23 protein-coding genes and 1 other annotated feature are annotated in these 18,363 nt (G+C 42.5%); of the genes, 16 read left to right on the top strand and 7 right to left on the bottom strand.

Going from position 1 to position 18,363, the window contains the following annotated elements; all coding sequences use genetic code 11:
- The first annotated feature begins 59 nt into the window (after positions 1 to 59).
- The 3 genes from cps2T to C1G57_RS04680 all read left to right on the top strand — a co-directional run bounded on the left by cps2T (position 60) and on the right by C1G57_RS04680 (position 2,823).
- The gene (cps2T, locus tag C1G57_RS04690) at positions 60 to 1,208 is read left to right on the top strand and encodes a beta 1-4 rhamnosyltransferase Cps2T (RefSeq protein ID WP_105113954.1); all 1,149 of its coding nucleotides are present in this window, start codon (positions 60 to 62) and stop codon (positions 1,206 to 1,208) included.
- Positions 1,205 to 2,146, top strand: a complete 942-nt coding sequence (locus C1G57_RS04685; protein WP_105113953.1) for a glycosyltransferase family 2 protein — start codon at positions 1,205 to 1,207, stop codon at positions 2,144 to 2,146. The genes cps2T and C1G57_RS04685 overlap by 4 nt, the downstream gene beginning before the upstream one ends.
- Before the next feature lie 188 nt (positions 2,147 to 2,334).
- Positions 2,335 to 2,823: an EbsA family protein gene (locus C1G57_RS04680; protein WP_105113952.1), complete on the top strand. Its 489-nt coding sequence runs from the start codon at positions 2,335 to 2,337 to the stop codon at positions 2,821 to 2,823.
- Here the strand turns inward: C1G57_RS04680 and C1G57_RS04675 are convergent.
- Positions 2,812 to 3,006: a ferredoxin gene (locus C1G57_RS04675; protein WP_105113951.1), complete on the bottom strand. Its 195-nt coding sequence runs from the start codon at positions 3,004 to 3,006 to the stop codon at positions 2,812 to 2,814. The genes C1G57_RS04680 and C1G57_RS04675 overlap by 12 nt on opposite strands.
- A gap of 50 nt (positions 3,007 to 3,056) precedes the next feature.
- Between C1G57_RS04675 and C1G57_RS04670 the strand changes: the two genes are divergently transcribed.
- The 5 genes from C1G57_RS04670 to rplT all read left to right on the top strand — a co-directional run bounded on the left by C1G57_RS04670 (position 3,057) and on the right by rplT (position 5,566).
- A complete protein-coding gene (locus C1G57_RS04670; RefSeq protein WP_105113950.1) occupies positions 3,057 to 3,548 on the top strand; it encodes an SAG1386/EF1546 family surface-associated protein in 492 nt (163 codons plus the stop codon).
- Between the two features lie 8 nt (positions 3,549 to 3,556).
- The gene (gene cmk, locus C1G57_RS04665; RefSeq protein ID WP_105113949.1) at positions 3,557 to 4,234 is read left to right on the top strand and encodes a (d)CMP kinase; all 678 of its coding nucleotides are present in this window, start codon (positions 3,557 to 3,559) and stop codon (positions 4,232 to 4,234) included.
- 26 nt (positions 4,235 to 4,260) lie between these two features.
- Positions 4,261 to 4,389: a sequence feature (ribosomal protein L20 leader region), on the top strand.
- A 40-nt stretch (positions 4,390 to 4,429) separates the two neighbouring features.
- A complete protein-coding gene (gene infC, locus C1G57_RS04660; RefSeq protein ID WP_002940606.1) occupies positions 4,430 to 4,936 on the top strand; it encodes a translation initiation factor IF-3 in 507 nt (168 codons plus the stop codon).
- A gap of 26 nt (positions 4,937 to 4,962) precedes the next feature.
- Positions 4,963 to 5,163, top strand: coding sequence for a 50S ribosomal protein L35 (rpmI, locus tag C1G57_RS04655; RefSeq protein WP_012027223.1), 201 nt, complete (start codon positions 4,963 to 4,965; stop codon positions 5,161 to 5,163).
- A gap of 43 nt (positions 5,164 to 5,206) precedes the next feature.
- Entirely contained in the window at positions 5,207 to 5,566 is a 360-nt protein-coding gene (gene rplT, locus C1G57_RS04650) for a 50S ribosomal protein L20 (protein ID WP_012028296.1), read from the top strand.
- 188 nt (positions 5,567 to 5,754) lie between these two features.
- Here rplT and C1G57_RS04645 read toward each other — a convergent pair whose 3' ends face one another.
- The 6 genes from C1G57_RS04645 to C1G57_RS11235 form a co-directional block, all read right to left on the bottom strand.
- Positions 5,755 to 6,306, bottom strand: coding sequence for a GNAT family N-acetyltransferase (locus tag C1G57_RS04645; RefSeq protein WP_105113948.1), 552 nt, complete (start codon positions 6,304 to 6,306; stop codon positions 5,755 to 5,757).
- 1 nt (position 6,307) lies between these two features.
- Positions 6,308 to 6,982 (bottom strand): DNA alkylation repair protein, encoded by a 675-nt coding sequence (locus C1G57_RS04640; protein WP_105113947.1) that lies wholly within the window; start codon positions 6,980 to 6,982, stop codon positions 6,308 to 6,310.
- Between the two features lie 255 nt (positions 6,983 to 7,237).
- On the bottom strand, positions 7,238 to 8,725 hold the full coding sequence (gene zwf, locus C1G57_RS04635) for a glucose-6-phosphate dehydrogenase (protein WP_105113946.1): 1,488 nt from the start codon (positions 8,723 to 8,725) through the stop codon (positions 7,238 to 7,240).
- A 78-nt stretch (positions 8,726 to 8,803) separates the two neighbouring features.
- Positions 8,804 to 9,619 (bottom strand): TIGR03943 family putative permease subunit, encoded by an 816-nt coding sequence (locus tag C1G57_RS04630; RefSeq protein WP_105113945.1) that lies wholly within the window; start codon positions 9,617 to 9,619, stop codon positions 8,804 to 8,806.
- Positions 9,616 to 10,521 carry a permease gene (locus C1G57_RS04625; RefSeq protein WP_105113944.1) on the bottom strand — a complete coding sequence of 302 codons (906 nt, stop codon included), beginning with the start codon at positions 10,519 to 10,521 and terminating at the stop codon, positions 9,616 to 9,618. The genes C1G57_RS04630 and C1G57_RS04625 overlap by 4 nt, the downstream gene beginning before the upstream one ends.
- Before the next feature lie 2 nt (positions 10,522 to 10,523).
- Complete coding sequence (locus C1G57_RS11235) at positions 10,524 to 10,661, bottom strand: SPJ_0845 family protein (protein WP_193434480.1); 138 nt, start codon at positions 10,659 to 10,661, stop codon at positions 10,524 to 10,526.
- Positions 10,662 to 10,785: 124 nt separating this feature from the next.
- Between C1G57_RS11235 and ligA the strand changes: the two genes are divergently transcribed.
- From ligA to C1G57_RS04585, 8 genes are all read left to right on the top strand, one after another.
- Positions 10,786 to 12,744, top strand: coding sequence for an NAD-dependent DNA ligase LigA (gene ligA / locus C1G57_RS04620; protein WP_105113943.1), 1,959 nt, complete (start codon positions 10,786 to 10,788; stop codon positions 12,742 to 12,744).
- Between the two features lie 10 nt (positions 12,745 to 12,754).
- Positions 12,755 to 13,795 carry a diacylglycerol kinase family lipid kinase gene (locus tag C1G57_RS04615; RefSeq protein WP_105113942.1) on the top strand — a complete coding sequence of 347 codons (1,041 nt, stop codon included), beginning with the start codon at positions 12,755 to 12,757 and terminating at the stop codon, positions 13,793 to 13,795.
- A gap of 140 nt (positions 13,796 to 13,935) precedes the next feature.
- Entirely contained in the window at positions 13,936 to 14,136 is a 201-nt protein-coding gene (locus C1G57_RS04610; protein ID WP_105113941.1) for a F0F1 ATP synthase subunit C, read from the top strand.
- A 35-nt stretch (positions 14,137 to 14,171) separates the two neighbouring features.
- A complete protein-coding gene (gene atpB, locus C1G57_RS04605; protein ID WP_105113940.1) occupies positions 14,172 to 14,885 on the top strand; it encodes a F0F1 ATP synthase subunit A in 714 nt (237 codons plus the stop codon).
- A gap of 21 nt (positions 14,886 to 14,906) precedes the next feature.
- On the top strand, positions 14,907 to 15,413 hold the full coding sequence (gene atpF / locus C1G57_RS04600; protein ID WP_105113990.1) for a F0F1 ATP synthase subunit B: 507 nt from the start codon (positions 14,907 to 14,909) through the stop codon (positions 15,411 to 15,413).
- A complete protein-coding gene (locus C1G57_RS04595) occupies positions 15,414 to 15,947 on the top strand; it encodes a F0F1 ATP synthase subunit delta (protein ID WP_105113939.1) in 534 nt (177 codons plus the stop codon).
- A gap of 3 nt (positions 15,948 to 15,950) precedes the next feature.
- Positions 15,951 to 17,471 carry a F0F1 ATP synthase subunit alpha gene (gene atpA, locus C1G57_RS04590; protein WP_161941105.1) on the top strand — a complete coding sequence of 507 codons (1,521 nt, stop codon included), beginning with the start codon at positions 15,951 to 15,953 and terminating at the stop codon, positions 17,469 to 17,471.
- A gap of 11 nt (positions 17,472 to 17,482) precedes the next feature.
- On the top strand, positions 17,483 to 18,361 hold the full coding sequence (locus C1G57_RS04585; RefSeq protein ID WP_024398204.1) for a F0F1 ATP synthase subunit gamma: 879 nt from the start codon (positions 17,483 to 17,485) through the stop codon (positions 18,359 to 18,361).
- The last annotated feature ends 2 nt before the right edge of the window (positions 18,362 to 18,363 follow it).

Raw genomic sequence — 18,363 nt, 5'->3', positions numbered from 1 at the left:
TGATTTTCATAGGATTTGTGGTATAATAGCCTGATTACATTTTTAAGAACTTAGGTACTATGAAACATATTTTTATCATTGGTAGCCGAGGCTTACCTGCCCAGTATGGAGGGTTTGAAACCTTTGTCGAGCAACTGGTTTCCAATCAAGTAAGTCAAGAAATTCGCTACCACGTGGCCTGTCTATCTGACACAAGCCATCACCAACACTCAGAATACAAAGGGGCTGATTGTTTTACCATCAATCCACCCAAAATTGGGCCAGCTCGGGTCATTGCTTATGACATGATGGCGATTTCCTATGCGCTGGACCTAATCAAGGCTCAAGGCATTGAACAACCGATTTTTTATATTTTGGGCAATACCATAGGTGGCTTCATAGCACCATTTGCTAAGAGGATTCACTCTGTGGGCGGGACCTTATTTGTCAATCCTGACGGTTTAGAATGGAAACGGACAAAGTGGTCCAAACCTGTACAGGCCTATCTAAAATATGCTGAAAAGCTCATGGCAAAACATGCAGATTTGCTGATTGCCGATAATGAAGGCATTGAAGACTACATTCAAACTGCTTATCCAGGTACACAGACACGCTTCATCGCATATGGTACTGATTTGACGCCGACAGACTATCAGTCCGACAGTCAGGCAGTTCTTGACTTTTTTGGTCAATGGAATCTGACGGAAAAAGACTATTATTTAATTATTGGTCGCTTTGTTCCTGAAAATAATTATGTGACTGCTATCAAGGAATTTATGGCAAGTTCTACCAAGCGTGATTTGGTCATCGTTGCCAATCATGCAGGCTCTGCCTATTTCCAAAAGCTTGAAGAGGAAACAGATTTTTCGCGTGACAAGCGTATCAAGTTTGTAGGCACTGTCTATGATGGCAATCTACTCAAGTATCTTCGTAATCAATGCCGAGCTTACATCCATGGACACGAAGTAGGAGGCACGAACCCAAGTCTACTTGAAGCACTAGCTCAGACCAACGAAAACTTAGTTCTAGGTGTTGATTTTAACCAGAAAGTTGCCTTGAACGGAGCACGTTATTGGACAAAAGAGCAGGGCAATCTATCCCGATTGCTTGACAGGATTGATGGACAGGCAGAAGCGGTGGAACTTGGGCAAATAGCCAAAGAGCACATGAGAAATGCTTATACTTGGGAAAAAATTGTCCGCGACTATGAGGAATTATTTTTACAATGAAAGTAAACATACTGATGTCGACCTATAATGGTCAACAGTTCTTGGCTGAGCAAATCCGCTCCATTCAGGACCAGACCTACACAGATTGGACGTTATTGGTTCGTGATGATGGTTCCAGTGACCAAACGAAGGACCTGCTACAAGATTTTGCAAGACAGGACAGTCGTATCCGCCTGATAGATGTTGAGGAACAAAACAATCTTGGAGTGATAAAAAGTTTTCATCGCCTGGTTCAGTATGAGAAGGCTGATTATTATTTTTTCAGCGATCAGGATGATGTCTGGTTGCCTGACAAGCTGGAAGTAAGTTTGCAGGAAGCCCGATTATATCCGACTGACCAGCCATTGATGGTCTATATGGATTTGACCGTTGTTGACCAAGACCTGCAAATTATGACGGAGAGCATGATTCGTTCCCAGTCCCACCATGCCAATACCCAGTTGGTGCAAGAATTGACAGAGAATACTGTCACAGGTGGTGTGTCCATGATCAACCATTCTCTTGCAAGCTTGTGGACTAAAACGGAGGATATTATCATGCACGATTGGTATCTTGCCTTACTAGCCTCTGCATTTGGGAAACTGGTATTTATTGATAAGGCTGGAGAACTCTATCGCCAGCATGCTGACAATGTCTTGGGAGCTAGGACCCTATCCAAGCGACTTAAAAAATGGATTCGCCCCCATGTTTTATTTAGGGTCTATTGGGACTTGATTAAAAATAGCCAAAAACAAGCCAGCTTGTTGTTAGAACTGCCCCTCTCTCCCTCAGATAGAGAGTTAGTTGAAGCTTTTGTATCCATTTTGGATAAACCTATGTTCGAACGTTTCAAGGTATTGAAACAATACGGCTTGAGAAAAAACAAGGCTTTTCACACCTTCGTGTTTACAACACTGATTGTGACAAAATTTGCTTATAAGGGATGTGATGAAATATAGGTATACCGAACCTTATTTTTCGTCTATTGTAGTGTTGAAGTAGCAAAAATAAAATATTTCAAAACCATTTCAATTATTTTACGCTCGACTAAGTATTGTCATGTAAATGTAATAAAAAATTTCAAAAACAAGAGATTTTCATAGGAAAATCTCTTGTTTTGTGCTAGAATAATAGATGGAGGTCCGATATGATCAAAATTTTTGGTAAAATTCGTTACCATTGGCAGCCAGAACTTTCCTGGGGTGTCATTTACTGGTCACTTACCTTCATTCCACTTTTCATGAGTATGACGCTATTATTGGAAAAACTACGCGTATCAGGTCTATTTCTTTTGCTAGTATTTCTTTTTTTACTACTAGTAATCCTAGGATTACATAGGTATTTTGAAATAAAAGAAACCCATTTACGTATTGTTACGGCTAATCTATTTGCCATTCAAGATATTGAAATTGCTCAAATAACAAAAGTGGAAGTTTCTTATATCGCGGTTCGCATATTTTCTAACGAATTACCGGATGGTAAGGTCTATTATATGCGGAAATGGCCTAAAAAATTTTTTGTGAATCATTTAGCCCTACATCCTGCATTTTCTGGAGAAGTAATTTTGTCTGATCATCTGATCAAGCAAGATTATTTTGAAATTTATTATGCAAAAAAAGCCAAATCAATCCAGTGAAATGGCTTTGGTAGGACAGGATTTGATGGCTTCGAGTATATCAGGTGTTATGTCGCTCTTTTTTTCCAGATGCTCGCCATCTGAAAAGACCACAATACCATCGTCATCATAATCAAACACAGGTGAATAGGTTTGGCAAAGCCCACAGGCAATGCACCGTTCAGGAATCAGTTTTATATTCATACTATTATTTTAATCATATTTTTAGAAAAAAACAAGGAGTTGTCCCGAGAATGTCACAAGAGCCATGGAATGAAGAAGTGTATCAAACAGCAGAAAGTCGCAAAGACCGCTTGAGTAAGTCAGTAGCAAGTACAAAAGTGTTTACTGTACTGGCGATTATTTTCTTTACTATTGTTATTATTATTGGATTAATTGCGCTTTATTTGTCAGTTGGTGGTAGCAAAACAGATTCGACCAAAGAATTTTACAACCCAAGTACAGTAGCTGTAGTAGCAGAAAGTTCTACAACACCGACGGAAACATCAGTATCAACAGACATGGTAGAGACGGAAACCGCAGATACAACTGAAACAACAGAAACGAGTTCAAGCTTGACAGAAGCAGCAGACGGTTCTACGATTACCGTTCAAGCTGGTGAGGGTGTTGGAGCGCTGGCAGCGCGTGGTGGTATTTCTATTGCTGAGCTAGAACGTTTAAATCCTGAAAAAATGGCAACAGGTTCCTGGTTAGCTCATCCAGGAGATGTTGTCCGAATTAGATAAGAGGTCTTATGAAATCTATTCAAATTGCAATTGACGGACCAGCTTCAAGTGGAAAGTCAACAGTTGCTAAAATTATTGCCAAAGATTTGGGTTATACTTATTTAGACACTGGAGCTATGTATCGTTCAGCTACCCATTTGGCTCTCCAAAATGGTATAGAGGTAACCGACCAGGATGGCATTGTTGCCTTACTTGCTCAGAATCCTATTCGTTTTGGTCGTGATGAGAATGGTCAACAACTTGTATTTGTTGGTGATCAAGATGTTACCTTGCCTATTCGAGATAACCAAGTGACCAATAATGTGTCAGCAGTGGCGGCACTTCCTCTAGTAAGGGAAGAACTGGTTCGCTTGCAGCAGGAAATTGCTCAAGCTGGTGGTATTGTCATGGATGGACGTGATATTGGAACGGTCGTGTTACCACAAGCAGAGCTTAAGATTTTCCTTATCGCATCCGTTGAAGAGCGTGCACTTCGTCGTTTTAAGGAAAATACGGAACGTGGCATTGAGACTGACTTAGAAACTTTAAAAGAGGAGATTGCGGCTCGTGACCTGAAAGACAGTACTCGGGAGGTTTCTCCCTTGAAAGCAGCAGAAGATGCCATTACATTTGATACGACAGGAGTGTCTATCCAAGGTGTAGTGCAATTTATTTCAGAAAAAGCGAAAGAAATTCTTGACAAGTAGTGTTAGACGTGTTAGAATAGTCCTATTGAGAAAAGCAGAAGTGAGAGCTTCTCGCCTTGCGACTAACGTTGTCTGGCTCTACGGATTAAGATTTCTTCGGAAAGAATAATGGTGTAGTGCGGACTTGTGTAGCAAGTCCGTTTCGTTTTTCTCGAAAAATATAAAATGAGGTGAAAAGCCATAGCAAAGCAAGATTTGTTCATCAATGATGAAATTCGAGTGCGTGAAGTTCGTCTTATCGGTCTTGAGGGTGAACAGTTGGGAATCAAACCGCTCAATGAGGCTCAGGCCATTGCTGATAGCGCCAACGTGGATTTAGTATTGATTCAACCGCAAGCTAAACCGCCAGTAGCGAAAATTATGGACTACGGTAAGTTCAAATTTGAATATCAGAAGAAACAGAAAGAACAACGCAAGAAACAAAGTGTTGTCACTGTAAAAGAAGTGCGTCTTAGCCCAGTTATTGACAAGGGGGATTTCGAGACAAAACTTCGTCATGCCCGTAAATTCCTTGAAAAAGGAAACAAGGTCAAGGTTTCGATCCGTTTCAAGGGTCGTATGATTACCCACAAAGAAGTTGGAGCGAAAGTATTAGCTGAGTTCGCCGAAGCAACCCAAGATATTGCCATTATCGAACAACGTGCTAAGATGGACGGACGTCAAATGTTTATGCAGTTGGCCCCAGCTTCAGATAAAAAATAAGCTTTTTAAGCAAAAGGAGAATTAACATGCCAAAACAAAAAACTCACCGCGCATCAGCTAAACGTTTCAAACGTACAGGTTCTGGTGGATTGAAACGCTTCCGCGCTTATACTTCACACCGTTTCCACGGTAAAACTAAAAAACAACGTCGTCACCTTCGTAAAGCAGGTATGGTACATGCTGGTGACTTCAAGCGTATCAAGTCAATGCTTACAGGTTTGAAATAAGCCGACTTACTAGAATTTAGATTATTATTTGGAGGAAAATTAAATGGCACGTGTTAAAGGTGGCGTTGTTTCTCGTAAACGCCGTAAACGTATTTTAAAATTAGCTAAAGGTTACTATGGAGCTAAACATCTCTTGTTCCGCACTGCGAAAGAACAAGTAATGAACTCTTACTACTATGCATACCGTGACCGCCGTCAGAAAAAACGTGATTTCCGTAAATTGTGGATCACTCGTATCAACGCGGCTGCTCGCATGAACGGTTTGTCATACTCACAATTGATGCACGGTTTGAAATTGGCTGAAATCGAAGTAAACCGTAAAATGCTTGCTGACTTGGCAGTAAACGATGCTGCAGCTTTCACAGCTCTTGCTGATGCTGCTAAAGCAAAACTTGCTAAGTAAGTCTTTTATAGATCGCTTTAAAAATTAGAGAGAACGATAGGTTCTCTCTTTTTGCTTTTATGGATTGAAAATGATGTGGGGAAGTTGGAAAGAACTCTACAGGAAGGAAAAAATTTCGTTAGTAATTCAACAACTGCCCTGAGATGGTAACGCGAATATTGAGAAGGAACAAAGGGCTTGAGCTCAGCTTATTTGCTATCTGTATGCAGTAGTGAATAAATGGCGATGTCCACAATACCACGATTATTTCGAGCAGCTTGTCGAAGGGTACCTTCATAGGTCATGTCGACTTTTTCCATAACACGACCAGAAGGACGGTTTTCACTATCATGGACAGCCGTAATCCGTAAACAACCAACTTCTTCCAGCAGAAAGTGAGTAACTGCTTCAAGGGCTTCGGGCATATAGTTCTGTCCCCACCACTTGCTACCCAACACCCAGCCCAATTCAGCAGCCTGTACCCGTTCATCCAGACTGACGACGGAAATATCACCAATGGGTTGCTGACTTTCTTTGAGTTCAATAGCCCACCTGTATGCTTTTGCTTGTGAATAGGATTGAAGACAGAACTGGACATAGTCTTCCGTATCTTGGAGTGTCTGATGAGTTGGCCAAGTCAGATAGGTGGTAACCTTTTCATCTGAAGTCCAATTTTGGAAAACGGACTCAACATCTGTTGCTTGAAAAGGGCGTAAAATCAGACGTTCTGTTTCTAAAATCTGAGTTCCTTTATGTTGCATCTTATTTCCTCCTCAACAAGGCTTCAATCCAGTCGGGTGCGTAGGCAGAAGTACAGCCTTTTGGCACCTTCATATCTGCATAGACTGCCAATTCCTGACCGATAGCAAGGCCTTGTTCAAGGTAGTCAGGATAGGCAACCGCAATCTCCACCAAGCACTGGTTCATGGTCCATTGGACAAGCGGGTTTGCGGTTTGCAAATGCTCGTTAATGTAGGTTAGCGTTTCTTCAATTTCTTGATTTGTTGCTGTTTTTCCAGCAAAATATTTGGCACGAAGGAACCAACCAAGTCGCTGAAAAATAGATTGGTCTTGGATGAGTAAGTATTCCTCCCAGTCTTTGCTATCCTTGCGTTTGCTAAGAATGATGGAAGCTAGCTTATCGAGGATGTTGACCGAAACTTGTTCATTGAGGCAGTTCTCTAGGTCAGCTTGGGTCAGCTGGTCAGGTTTTGTTTTGGCAATTTGAATAGCTAAATATTGTGCCTCGAGGACACCTGTTTGCCAGAGTGGAGCAAACAAGTCCAGTCGATTTTTATAGGCCTTGGCGATACCAGAAATAGCTCCCATCGGAACGCCGTAGTAGGGCTTGGTTTCGCCAATTTTTTCATAACGCTTGAGGGTGCCAGCATGGCTGGCTGCTTCAAGTTGGGTGAGAATGGTGTTTAATTCAGTCATAAATGTCTCCGAAAAAAACTGGATTGCTCCAGTTTTCATATGTAGTCGTTTAGTTTGCTTTTAGTACAAGGCAACGAGCTGCAGGTTGCTAGAACAGCCTAGAGGCTGTTCTAGGTTGGAAATAAGACATGCGAAGCAAGTCACTTTTGTGAAGTACGGCAAAGCGAGTTCAAATAATGATGAGATTATTTGAAGTTAGAAATAAGGAAAGGGAGTTTCCTCATACGTCGAAGTAATCAAAGATAAACTAAATGACTACTTCAACAAGCCACGTTCACGATACCACACATCTGGTGTCCAGACCCACTTGCAACCGTAGCTTTCTAGCAAATCAAAGGCTGCTTCTGGTCCCATTGTACCAGCTGGATAGGTGTGGAGTGGGACTTGGTTGCTTGCCCACAAATCAACAATGCGGTCAATCAAGCTCCAGCTAGCTTTCACTTCTTCCCAATGGCTAAAGTTAGTAGAATCACCATTTAGGACATCGAAAAATAGTTTTTCATAGGCTTCAGGTGAATTTCCAAGAGCAGTAGCATTGTGGCGGAAATTGAGCTTAGCAGGAGTAAGAGCAAAATGGGAACCAACTTCCTTACCGTTGATAGAGAGCATAAAGCCTTCAGTTGGTTGAATAAAGATGGTCAAGACATTAGCTTCGGAAGGCTGATCAAAAATATCTTCCGCATGCTTGAAGGTGATGGTCACGCGTGTGCCCTTTTCTGTCAGGCGTTTACCTGTACGGAAGAAGAAAGGAACATCACGGAAACGGTCAGTATCAACGAAGAAGACCCCTCCAGCAAAGGTTTCTGTCTGAGAACCTTCGGCAATATTTGGTTCATCCAAGTAGCTAACGTAGTCTTTTCCGTCGATGGAACCTGCTGCATATTGACCACGGATGAAGTTGCGTTTGAGGTCCTCATCAGAAGGCTGACGAAGGTGTTGGAAAACCTTGATTTTTTCAGCTCGGACATCTTCCTCCTTGAAGCTAGCTGGCTTATCCATTGCCAAGAGTGAAAGGACTTGTAAGGCATGGTTTTGCACCATGTCTTTTAAGGCGCCAGAGTTGTCGTAGTAACCTCCGCGATCTTCAACGCCAATCGATTCGGCAAACGTAATCTGAATATTGTCAATAAAATCACGATTCCAGATATGCTCAAAGATAATGTTGGCGAAGCGAACCGCAAAGATATTTTGCACCATTTCCTTACCAAGATAATGGTCGATACGGTAGATTTGGTCTTCATTGAAGGCTTCTGCCAATTCATCATTGAGTTTGGTAGCTGTAGCAAGGTTAGTTCCGAAAGGTTTTTCAATAATCAAGCGTTCAAAACCTTGTCCATCAACGATTTGCTCAGATTTGAGGTGTTTGGCAATGGTTCCGAAAAATTCTGGAGCCATGGACAGGAAGAAGACCTTGTTGTGCTGGGTATCGTATTTTTCACATAAGTCGTCCTGTAATTTCCGAAGGGCAACATAATGCTCGGTGTCATTGACATCATGGCTTTGATAGTAGAAATGACTTGCAAATTCATGGGCCTGACGCGGTGTATCAGGTAAATCGCCTAAAGATTCGATGACAGTTTGCTCAAAAAATTCCTTGGTCCAAGGTCTGCGGGCTGTTCCAATAACAGCAAAATTTTCTCGGATATGTCCTGCCTTGTACAGACGGAAAAGGGATGGATAAAGTTTGCGTTTGGCAAGGTCGCCACTGGCACCAAAAATGGTAAACAATACATGTGATGACATAATTTTATTCCTATTCTGTTGAGTATAAACACTATTATAGCATAAATTGTCAGAAAATTCATTTTTAAATCCCATTTATTAGAAAACGCGGTAAACGTAGGGATTTTCAGGTTGTTGGATTTCTTCTATCTGCTCCAGTTCTATAGTTGGCAGGCTTTGTTGTAAGGAATGATGGTAGTCAATCTTAATTTTTCCACTGACTTTGACCCAGCTATTGTCAGGAAAATGACTTGGAGCTCCAGTAGATAGCAAGCCATATACACCCGAATCGGCGATGCAATGAATAATGCCAAAACGGAAGATAAATTGTTGGTCAGTCTTGTCGGGGTCATTATAAACGAAACCGACCATTGTTATCCTTTTTCCAGAAAATTCATTGGGATAGTCATAGATGGCCTCCATAACCTCCATGTAATTATCGCTGGTCACTTCTATCTCATCTTGGGCTAGATAGCGGTCTGCCACCTTTCTCATCTCTGTCTGGTAGCTTGACTTAGTAAAATAGATGGATGTATCAGGCTTGAGGTATTGGACGCTGGTCCCTTCCTGAGCTTGAGTAGCGGTGTCGTTTTCGGCTGCTAGGGGAAAATGATAGCCCTTAGCCGCTACAGCAGTAGCATCCAGACTGACGGTCGGAAAGAGCCAGGCAACTGCAAGCGGGAGGATTAGGAGAAAAATACTTGTAAACTGAGCTGATTTTTTTGTCAAATGACGATGTGTTTCACTGTCTTTTACCCAAACATAGAGTTGAACTATAGCTAGAATAAAGGACAGAACCATGGACAGATAGGCAAGGTAGGTGTAATGCAGGTTGATATACTGGTCCAATTTTCCAGAAATATAGAGATACATGGTCATTTCAAAATACCCTGCGAGAATTAAAAATCGAATCATAGCAAGCCTCCTAGTAGTAGACTATAGCTCAGGATGACCAAGCTGACAATGGCTATAAACGTAAGAATGAATCTGCCTGTGAAGTAACGCTTCATCATCAGGAGATTTTTGACATCTACCATTGGTCCAATGACAAGGAAGGCCATGACGGGAGCTAGACCAAAGCTGGATAGAAAGGATGCACCGATGAAGGCATCTGCTTCGGAGCAAAGGGAGAGCAAGAAAGCAAGGACCATCATGAGCAAGATAGCAGATAAGGGGCTGTGACCAATAGAAGTCAGGAATGTGGTCGGCACGTAGACTTGGACTAGACTAGCAAATAAAGAACCAAAGACCAAATAGCGACCCGTATCAAAAAATTCATCGATGGCATGAATGAGGGCATGACCAATTTTTTGCCAGACGGATTTATCTGAAGTATCCTGCTGATGAGAATGTGTCACATGATTTTTGGTAATCGGCTCTTTGACCAAGAAGCCGAGAACAAGACCGAGAACGAGAGCCACTAGCATGGAGCCGATAACACGGTATAAGGCAACCGTCCAAGAATTTCCAAAAGCCGTGTAGGTTGCAAAAAGAACGATGGGATTGATAAGGGGAGCCGTTACCAGAAAGGGAAGGGCCGTATAGCTAGGAAGCTTCTTTTCCAACAGTCTATTCACAATGGGGACAATACCACATTCACAAGAGGGGAAAATAAAGCCTAAAAAACTTCCGAAGAGGATGGCTAGAAAGGTATTCTTGGGAAGAAATTTCACAAGCTTATCTGGTGTAATAAAGACCTCTATAAGCCCAGAAATGATTGCTCCAATTAAGACAAAGGGGAGGGCTTCGATGATAATGGACAGGAAAATAGCCCCCACCTGTAAAACAGAGGAGGGCAGTTGATTAAAGCCAAACATCCTTATTTGTTGTCAACTTTCTGTGTATGTTTTTCAGTAGATGATGGTTCTGGGAACTCAATTTCTTCTAGTTTGTCAAAGGATGCAAACTCTTCCAGCATTTTTTCCAAATCATCTTGTCGTTTAAATGTAATAGCCATAGGGCACCTCCAAAAATCTTATATACCTATTATACCCTTTTTGCTCAAATATATCTAAATTTTCCCTATTTCATTCAAAACTAAAATCTTCAGCTGCTTTCTCAAGTCGTGGTATAATGGTCTTATGGAAAAAAGAATAACAGAATTAGTGGGCTTACTTAACCAGTATGCCAAGGAATATTATCAATTAGACAAACCTAGTGTGTCAGATGCTGAATACGATAAGCTCTATCGAGAGTTAGTGGAGTTAGAAACAGCCCATCCAGAACTCGTCTTACCAGATAGCCCTACTCATAGAGTAGGTGGTAAAATCTTGGACGGCTTTGAAAAATACAGCCATGTCTATCCTCTTTTTAGCTTGCAGGATGCCTTTTCGCGTGAAGAATTAGATGCTTTCGACCAGCGGGTTCGTAAGGAATTTCCACAGGCGACCTACATCTGTGAACTCAAGATTGACGGCCTGTCCATTTCCCTGACCTATGAAGCGGGCAATCTGGTGGTTGGTGCCACACGTGGCGACGGCAGCGTCGGTGAGAATATCACGGAAAACCTCAAGCGTGTTGCGGACATTCCCCTGACCTTGCCTCAGGCGATTGATGTCACTGTCCGAGGCGAGTGCTACATGCCAAAAGCTTCTTTTGACCGCGTTAACCAGCAGCGACAGGAAGCAGGTGAGGCAGAATTTGCCAATCCACGAAATGCAGCGGCAGGCACCCTTCGCCAGCTGGATACGGGAGTAGTGGCTCAGCGCGGTCTTGCTACTTTCCTCTACCAAGAGGCTAGTCCGTCTGAGGCGACCAGCCAGTCGCAAGTACTGGAAAAGCTGGATAGTCTAGGCTTTGTGACCAACCACGACTACCAGTTGGCTGACAGCATGGATGAAGTTTGGGCTTTTATTGAAAAAATGGCAGAGCGACGAGATGATTTGCCTTATGAAATCGACGGTATCGTCATTAAGGTCAATGACCTTGCTATCCAAGAAGAATTGGGCTTTACCGTGAAAGCACCTCGTTGGGCAGTGGCTTACAAGTTTCCAGCAGAGGAAAAAGAAGCGCAAATCCTATCAGTTGATTGGACCGTTGGTCGCACAGGCGTGGTGACTCCGACAGCTAACCTAAGTCCTGTCCAGCTAGCAGGAACGACTGTTAGCCGTGCTACCCTGCACAATGTGGACTACATCGCTGAAAAAGACATCCGCATTGGCGATACGGTCATTGTCTACAAGGCAGGAGACATTATTCCAGCCGTTCTGAAAGTGGTTGACAAGTATCGGACTGACCAAGAAGTTATGCCTGTTCCAAACCAGTGTCCGTCTTGTCAGAGCGACTTGCAGCATTACGAAGATGAAGTTGCCCTCCGTTGCATCAATCCCATTTGCCCTAGCCAGTTGATGAGCAAGTTGGAGCATTTTGCCAGTCGCGATGCTATGAATATCGCAGGTCTGGGATCTTCTATTGTAGAAAAACTCTTCCTAGCAGGTTTGGTTAAGGATGTGGCAGATATTTACAAACTAACAGTCGATGACCTCTTGACCCTAGACGGCTTCAAGGAAAAATCCGCAGATAAGCTCTACCAAGCTATTCAGGCATCAAAAAGTAATTCAGCAGAACTGCTCTTGTTCGGTCTGGGCATTCGCCATGTCGGCAGCAAGGCCAGCAAGATTTTACTAGAGAAGTTTGGTGATTTGGAAACCCTAGCTCAAGCCAGCCAAGACGAGATTGCCTCTCTAGAAGGATTGGGCCAGGTTATTGCCAAGTCACTGACCAGCTTCTTTGCCAGCTCAGGAGCCCAGCAGCTTTTAGCTGAACTTAAGGAAAATGCCGTAAACTTGACCTATCTAGGACAGGTGGCCGATGAAAATGCTGCCCTGTCTGGTCTGACAGTTGTGTTGACAGGTAAGTTGGAACGGATGAAGCGGGGCGAAGCCAAAGCCAAGCTGGAAGCCTTAGGTGCTAACGTAGCAGGCTCGGTTTCCAAAAAGACCAATCTCGTGGTCGCAGGAGCTGACGCGGGAAGCAAGCTGGCCAAGGCACAGGAATTAGGAATTGAAATAAAAGACGAGGCTTGGTTAGAAAGCCTTTAAGGTATAGGATATGGAAGAACGCAAGCGAGCACGATTGATTTACAACCCGACCTCTGGTCAGGAAATCATGAAGAAAAATGTGGCAGAAGTGTTGGATATTTTAGAAGGATTCGGCTACGAAACTTCTGCCTTTCAAACAACGCCTGAAAAAGATTCGGCTAAAAATGAAGCCAGAAGGGCTGCCTTAGCAGGTTTTGACTTAGTCATTGCAGCAGGTGGAGATGGCACTATTAACGAGGTGGTCAACGGCATTGCACCGCTCGAAAAACGACCGAAAATGGCTATTATTCCAACTGGGACAACCAATGACTATGCGCGTGCTCTTAAGGTTCCACGAGGCAATCCAGTTGAGGCAGCCAAGCTGATTGGTAAAAATCAGACGATTTTGATGGATATTGGTCTGGCAAAGAATCAAAAGAATGGTATTCATCAAGAACATTATTTCATCAATATCGCTGCTGCTGGAACACTGACAGAACTGACCTACAGTGTGCCAAGCCAACTCAAAACCATGTTTGGCTATTTGGCTTATGTGGTCAAGGGGGCTGAACTCTTACCTCAAGTTCAGTTTACACCCGTACGGGTAAGGCATGATGGTGGAGTGTTTGAAGGGTCAGTTTCGATGATTTTCGTCGCCCTGACTAATTCTATTGGTGGTTTTGAGCAAATTGTTCCAGATGCCAAGTTGGATGACGGGAATTTTACCCTGTTAATGGTAAAGACAGGCAATCTATTTGAAATCCTCCACTTAATTGGTCAAGTTTTAGATGGTGGCAAGCACATCGAAAGTGATTTGATAGAATACATTAAAACACAACATCTCACCATTGAGAATCTTGATCCAGATAGTCGTCTCCTGATTAACTTGGACGGAGAATTTGGAGGAGATGCACCTGTCGAACTTGATAACCTACAAAACCATATTGAATTCTTTGCGGATACAGACCTTGTTTCTGATGAAGCCATTACCTTGGACACGGAACAAGTAAACAGGGAAAACATGACAAAACGTTTCATTGAAGAAAGTAGTCATATACACTCTACAATATAAATAGGAAGAAAAGACGACAAGGTCTTTTCTTTTTATTTTTCAATAACGAATTAAACGCTTCCAATAGCGGTATTTTCTTGACAAATAGATGTTTTAGGAGTATTCTTACATGGTATTAAATTTTAAAAGGAGAATTCGTTATGAGTTTAGGCGCATTGGCCTTAGGTTTGGCCTGTCTTGGTGTTAGTATTGGTGAGGGTTTGTTGGTAGCTTCTTACCTTAGCGCAACTGCACGTCAACCTGAAATGCAAAGCAAGTTGATGGCTGGTGTATTCTTGGGTGTTGCCTTTATCGAGGGTACTTTCTTCGTTACCTTGGCTATGGCATTTGTTTTGCGTTAGTACATCAAGAGAATTAGAAAAGGGGGGAACCTCCATTGGAAGAACATTTAAGTCCAACCCTTACCCTTGGTCCCGTAACCTTTGACTTGACCATGGTATTGGTTTCTGTCATTACCATTCTCACTATTTTCTTACTTGTTTTTTGGGCTAGTCGTAAGATGGAACTCAAACCCAAGGGCAAACAAAATGTCCTTGAGTATGTTTATGAGCTGACCATCAATTTTACAAAAGGAAACTTGGGTGACGAAGATGCTAAAAGGTATGCCTTGTTCTTCTTTACCGTCTTTACCTTTCTTTTGGTAGCCAATAACTTGGGATTGATGACCAAGTTGGAAACCGCAGAGGGACACAATTTGTGGACCTCACCGACAGCCAATATGGCCTACGATTTTGGACTAGCAACCATCGCAACTGTATTTTGTCATGTTGAGGGCATTCGCCGCAGAGGGTTTAAGCAATATATAAAAGATTTTGTAACTCCCTGGGCAATGACACCGATGAACATTTTAGAAGAGATTACCAACCTTGCATCACTTGCTTTACGTTTATACGGTAATATTTATGCAGGTGAGGTATTGGTTTCACTTCTTCTTCAATTATCACAACAAAGTGCAGTGGCCTATCCAATCGCCTTTGCTCTAAACATTGTTTGGACAGCATTTTCTGTCTTCATTTCGTGTTTGCAAGGCTATGTATTTGTCATGCTAGTGTCCATGTACTTGAATAAAAAAATCCATGGTCATGGTTAGATAAGAAAGGGAATGAAAAATATGGCAACAATTTTAGCAATGCAATCTAGCACTGTTCTTGGAAACTTCATCTTAGTAACTGCATCGTTTGCGATATTGATTATCCTCATTCGTGTCTTTGCTTGGAATAAGATTACGGGCATTTTTGAAGAACGTGCCAACAAGATTGCAAATGATATTGATGCAGCAGAAGAAAAATTGACTGCTGCCTCAAACCTGGTTCAACAACGGGAACAGGAATTGGTTCAAGGTCGTGTTGAAGGACAAAAAATCATTCAAGACGCTATTGAGCGAGCGAAACTAGAGAAAAAACGACTTCTTGAACAGGCAGAAGTTGAAATCCAAGGCTTGAAACAAAAAGCGCAGATGGAAATCGAAGCTGAGAAGCGTGAAGCCCAAGAAAACTTGCGTGTTCAAGTCGCTGAATTAGCTGTTGATTTGGCAGGTAAAATCATTTTAGAAGACCTAGACCAGGCAGCCCACAGCAATTTGATTGATCGTTATTTGGATAAGCTGGGAGAAAAGTAGATGAACGCTAGAGAAAATGCCCTTGTGCAAAAATACGCTCTATCATTTGTTGAAAAAGTCAGTGATCATGCAGAAATTTGGGAAATGTATGACCAGCTTTCTGAATTGATTACGATTATCCATGATAGCAAGCTTAATCGTCTCTTGTTGTCTGCTACGGTATCAAGAGAGGAAAAAGCTGCATTCGTACGAACCGTTCGCCAATCAAGTTTCTGGCAAATCAATGATTTGATTGAGGATATTATTCGTGATGGGCATGCAGACTTGCTACTGGAAACACTAGAGCGTGTCCGTTTACAAATCAGTAAATTTAAAAATGAATTTGAAGCCCATGTGGTTTCCGTTTATCCCTTGACTGAGGTGCAAAAAGATCGACTACGTCAGTTAGTGGAAGAACGATTCTCCTTGCGTGTACGAACTATCATCGAAGAATTAGACCAAAGTCTACTTGGTGGTTTCATTGTGAGTGTTAACCACAAGGTCATCGATGCAAGTGTTCGGACACAATTGAAGGATGTTAGAAAAAAACTTTAGAAAATAGAAAGTGGTGTTCTTTTGATAAATGCACAAGAAATTAGCGCTTTACTAAAACAACAAATTGAAGGCTTTCAGCCTGACTTTGACTATACAGAAACTGGTGTCGTAACCTACATTGGTGACGGTATCGCCCGTGCGCAAGGTCTTGACAATGCCATGAGTGGAGAGCTTTTGGTATTTGAAAATGGCACCATTGGTATGGCCCAAAACTTAGAAACCAACGATGTTGGTATCATCATTCTTGGTGAATTTACAGATATCCGTGAGGGTTCTGTTGTTCGTCGGACTGGTAAAATCATGGAAGTGCCAGTTGGCTCAGCCTTGATTGGTCGTGTCATCAATCCACTTGGGCAACCAGTGGATGGTCTTGGTGACATTCGTACGACTAAAACCCGTCCAATCGAGTACCCAGCGCCAGGTGTTATGCAACGGAAATCAGTAAATGAGCCGTTGCAAACTGGTCTGAAGGCTATTGATGCTTTGGTTCCAATTGGTCGAGGTCAGCGTGAATTGATCATCGGTGACCGTCAGACAGGGAAGACATCTGTAGCCATTGATGCTATTCTCAACCAAAAAGGCAAGGATATGATTTGTATCTACGTTGCCATTGGTCAGAAAGAATCAACAGTTCGTACGCAGGTTGAAACCCTTCGCCAATATGGTGCCTTGGATTACACAATCGTCGTGACGGCATCTGCTTCTCAACCTTCTCCATTGCTTTTCTTGGCTCCTTATGCCGGCGTTGCCATGGCAGAAGAGTTCATGTATGAAGGCAAGCACGTTTTGATTGTCTACGATGATTTGTCAAAACAAGCGGTTGCTTATCGTGAATTGTCCCTCTTGCTTCGTCGTCCTCCAGGTCGTGAAGCCTACCCAGGTGATGTATTCTACTTGCACAGCCGCTTGCTTGAGCGTTCAGCCAAGGTTTCAGATGAGTTAGGTGGTGGATCGATTACAGCTCTGCCATTTATCGAAACCCAGGCAGGTGATATTTCAGCCTATATAGCGACTAACGTGATTTCAATCACGGATGGACAAATCTTCTTGAAGGATGACTTGTTTAACTCTGGTATCCGTCCAGCCATTGATGCGGGTTCTTCCGTATCGCGTGTTGGTGGCTCTGCACAGATTAAGGCCATGAAAAAGGTTGCTGGTACCCTTCGTATCGACTTGGCTTCTTACCGTGAATTAGAGGCGTTTACGCAATTTGGTTCCGATTTGGATGCGGCTACTCAGGCTAAACTCAACCGAGGTCGTCGGACTGTCGAAGTCTTGAAACAGCCCTTGCATAAGCCACTTCCAGTTGAAAAACAGGTCTTGATTTTATATGCTTTGACAAACGGCTTCTTGGATTCAGTGCCAATTGATGATATTTTGGCATTTGAAGAAGAGCTATACGTATATTTTGATTTGCATTATGATAGTCTTTTGGATGTCATTCGTACGACGAAGGACCTTCCCGATACAGATGAGTTGAATGCTGCTATTCAAGCCTTCAAAGACCAGTCTGTCTTTAAGTAAAGGAGTGAATAATGGCAGGTTCTCTCAATGAAATCAAGTCAAAAATTGCATCTACTAAGAAAACCAGTCAAATCACCGGTGCCATGCAGATGGTTTCGGCATCTAAACTAGCCAAATCAGAGCAATTAGCGCAATCCTTTCAAATCTACGCTAGCAAGGTTCGTCAGATTACAACGGACCTCTTGCGTGGAGAATTGATGGCTTCTGACACTAGCAATCCAATGCTGATTCGCCGTCCAGTTCAAAAATCAGGTTATATTGTCATCACATCGGACAGTGGATTAAAGGGTTCTTATAATTCCAGCATTTTAAAAGCTGTTATGGGTATGATTGAACAGGACCACGATTCAAAAGATGAGTATGAGATTATTGCTATTGGTAGCATGGGGGCTGATTTCTTCCGTGCGCGTGGTATCAATCCCGTCTTTGAATTGCGTGGTCTGGCGGACAACCCAAGCTTTGAAGAGGTTCAAAAAATCATTTCTAAGTCTGTTGAAATGTATAAGAATGAACTTTTTGATGAGTTGTATGTTTGTTATAACCACCATGTCAATAGCTTGACCAGTCAGGTGCGTGTCCAGCAGATGCTTCCTGTTGAGGATTTGGACCATAATGAAGCAGATGGTTATACATCTACTTTCGAATTGGAGCCAAACCGTGAAGTCATTCTGGAGCAATTGTTGACGCAATATGCTGAATCAACTATTTACGGAGCGATTTTGGATGCCAAAACTGCTGAAAATGCGGCTGGTATGACAGCCATGCAGACAGCGACGGATAATGCTAAGAATGTCATTAACGATTTGACAATTCAATACAATAGGGCTCGTCAGGCAGCTATCACTCAGGAAATTACTGAGATTGTAGCAGGTGCTTCAGCCCTTGAGTAATA

The organism is Streptococcus suis (assembly GCF_002960425.1).
GTDB classification, from domain to species: domain Bacteria; phylum Bacillota; class Bacilli; order Lactobacillales; family Streptococcaceae; genus Streptococcus; species Streptococcus suis_S.
The sequence above is the reverse complement of the archived record's forward strand: the minus strand, read 5'-3'. Positions and strand labels throughout refer to the sequence as shown.

Coding starts and splice junctions, on each gene's coding strand:
- cps2T (WP_105113954.1), top strand. CDS start 60: ATGAAACATATTTTTATCATTGGTAGCCGAGGCTTACCTGCCCAGTAT.
- C1G57_RS04685 (WP_105113953.1), top strand. CDS start 1,205: ATGAAAGTAAACATACTGATGTCGACCTATAATGGTCAACAGTTCTTG.
- C1G57_RS04680 (WP_105113952.1), top strand. CDS start 2,335: ATGATCAAAATTTTTGGTAAAATTCGTTACCATTGGCAGCCAGAACTT.
- C1G57_RS04675 (WP_105113951.1), bottom strand. CDS start 3,006: ATGAATATAAAACTGATTCCTGAACGGTGCATTGCCTGTGGGCTTTGC.
- C1G57_RS04670 (WP_105113950.1), top strand. CDS start 3,057: ATGTCACAAGAGCCATGGAATGAAGAAGTGTATCAAACAGCAGAAAGT.
- cmk (WP_105113949.1), top strand. CDS start 3,557: ATGAAATCTATTCAAATTGCAATTGACGGACCAGCTTCAAGTGGAAAG.
- rpmI (WP_012027223.1), top strand. CDS start 4,963: ATGCCAAAACAAAAAACTCACCGCGCATCAGCTAAACGTTTCAAACGT.
- rplT (WP_012028296.1), top strand. CDS start 5,207: ATGGCACGTGTTAAAGGTGGCGTTGTTTCTCGTAAACGCCGTAAACGT.
- C1G57_RS04645 (WP_105113948.1), bottom strand. CDS start 6,306: ATGCAACATAAAGGAACTCAGATTTTAGAAACAGAACGTCTGATTTTA.
- C1G57_RS04640 (WP_105113947.1), bottom strand. CDS start 6,982: ATGACTGAATTAAACACCATTCTCACCCAACTTGAAGCAGCCAGCCAT.
- zwf (WP_105113946.1), bottom strand. CDS start 8,725: ATGTCATCACATGTATTGTTTACCATTTTTGGTGCCAGTGGCGACCTT.
- C1G57_RS04630 (WP_105113945.1), bottom strand. CDS start 9,619: ATGATTCGATTTTTAATTCTCGCAGGGTATTTTGAAATGACCATGTAT.
- C1G57_RS04625 (WP_105113944.1), bottom strand. CDS start 10,521: ATGTTTGGCTTTAATCAACTGCCCTCCTCTGTTTTACAGGTGGGGGCT.
- C1G57_RS11235 (WP_193434480.1), bottom strand. CDS start 10,661: ATGGCTATTACATTTAAACGACAAGATGATTTGGAAAAAATGCTGGAA.
- ligA (WP_105113943.1), top strand. CDS start 10,786: ATGGAAAAAAGAATAACAGAATTAGTGGGCTTACTTAACCAGTATGCC.
- C1G57_RS04615 (WP_105113942.1), top strand. CDS start 12,755: ATGGAAGAACGCAAGCGAGCACGATTGATTTACAACCCGACCTCTGGT.
- C1G57_RS04610 (WP_105113941.1), top strand. CDS start 13,936: ATGAGTTTAGGCGCATTGGCCTTAGGTTTGGCCTGTCTTGGTGTTAGT.
- atpF (WP_105113990.1), top strand. CDS start 14,907: ATGGCAACAATTTTAGCAATGCAATCTAGCACTGTTCTTGGAAACTTC.
- C1G57_RS04595 (WP_105113939.1), top strand. CDS start 15,414: ATGAACGCTAGAGAAAATGCCCTTGTGCAAAAATACGCTCTATCATTT.
- C1G57_RS04585 (WP_024398204.1), top strand. CDS start 17,483: ATGGCAGGTTCTCTCAATGAAATCAAGTCAAAAATTGCATCTACTAAG.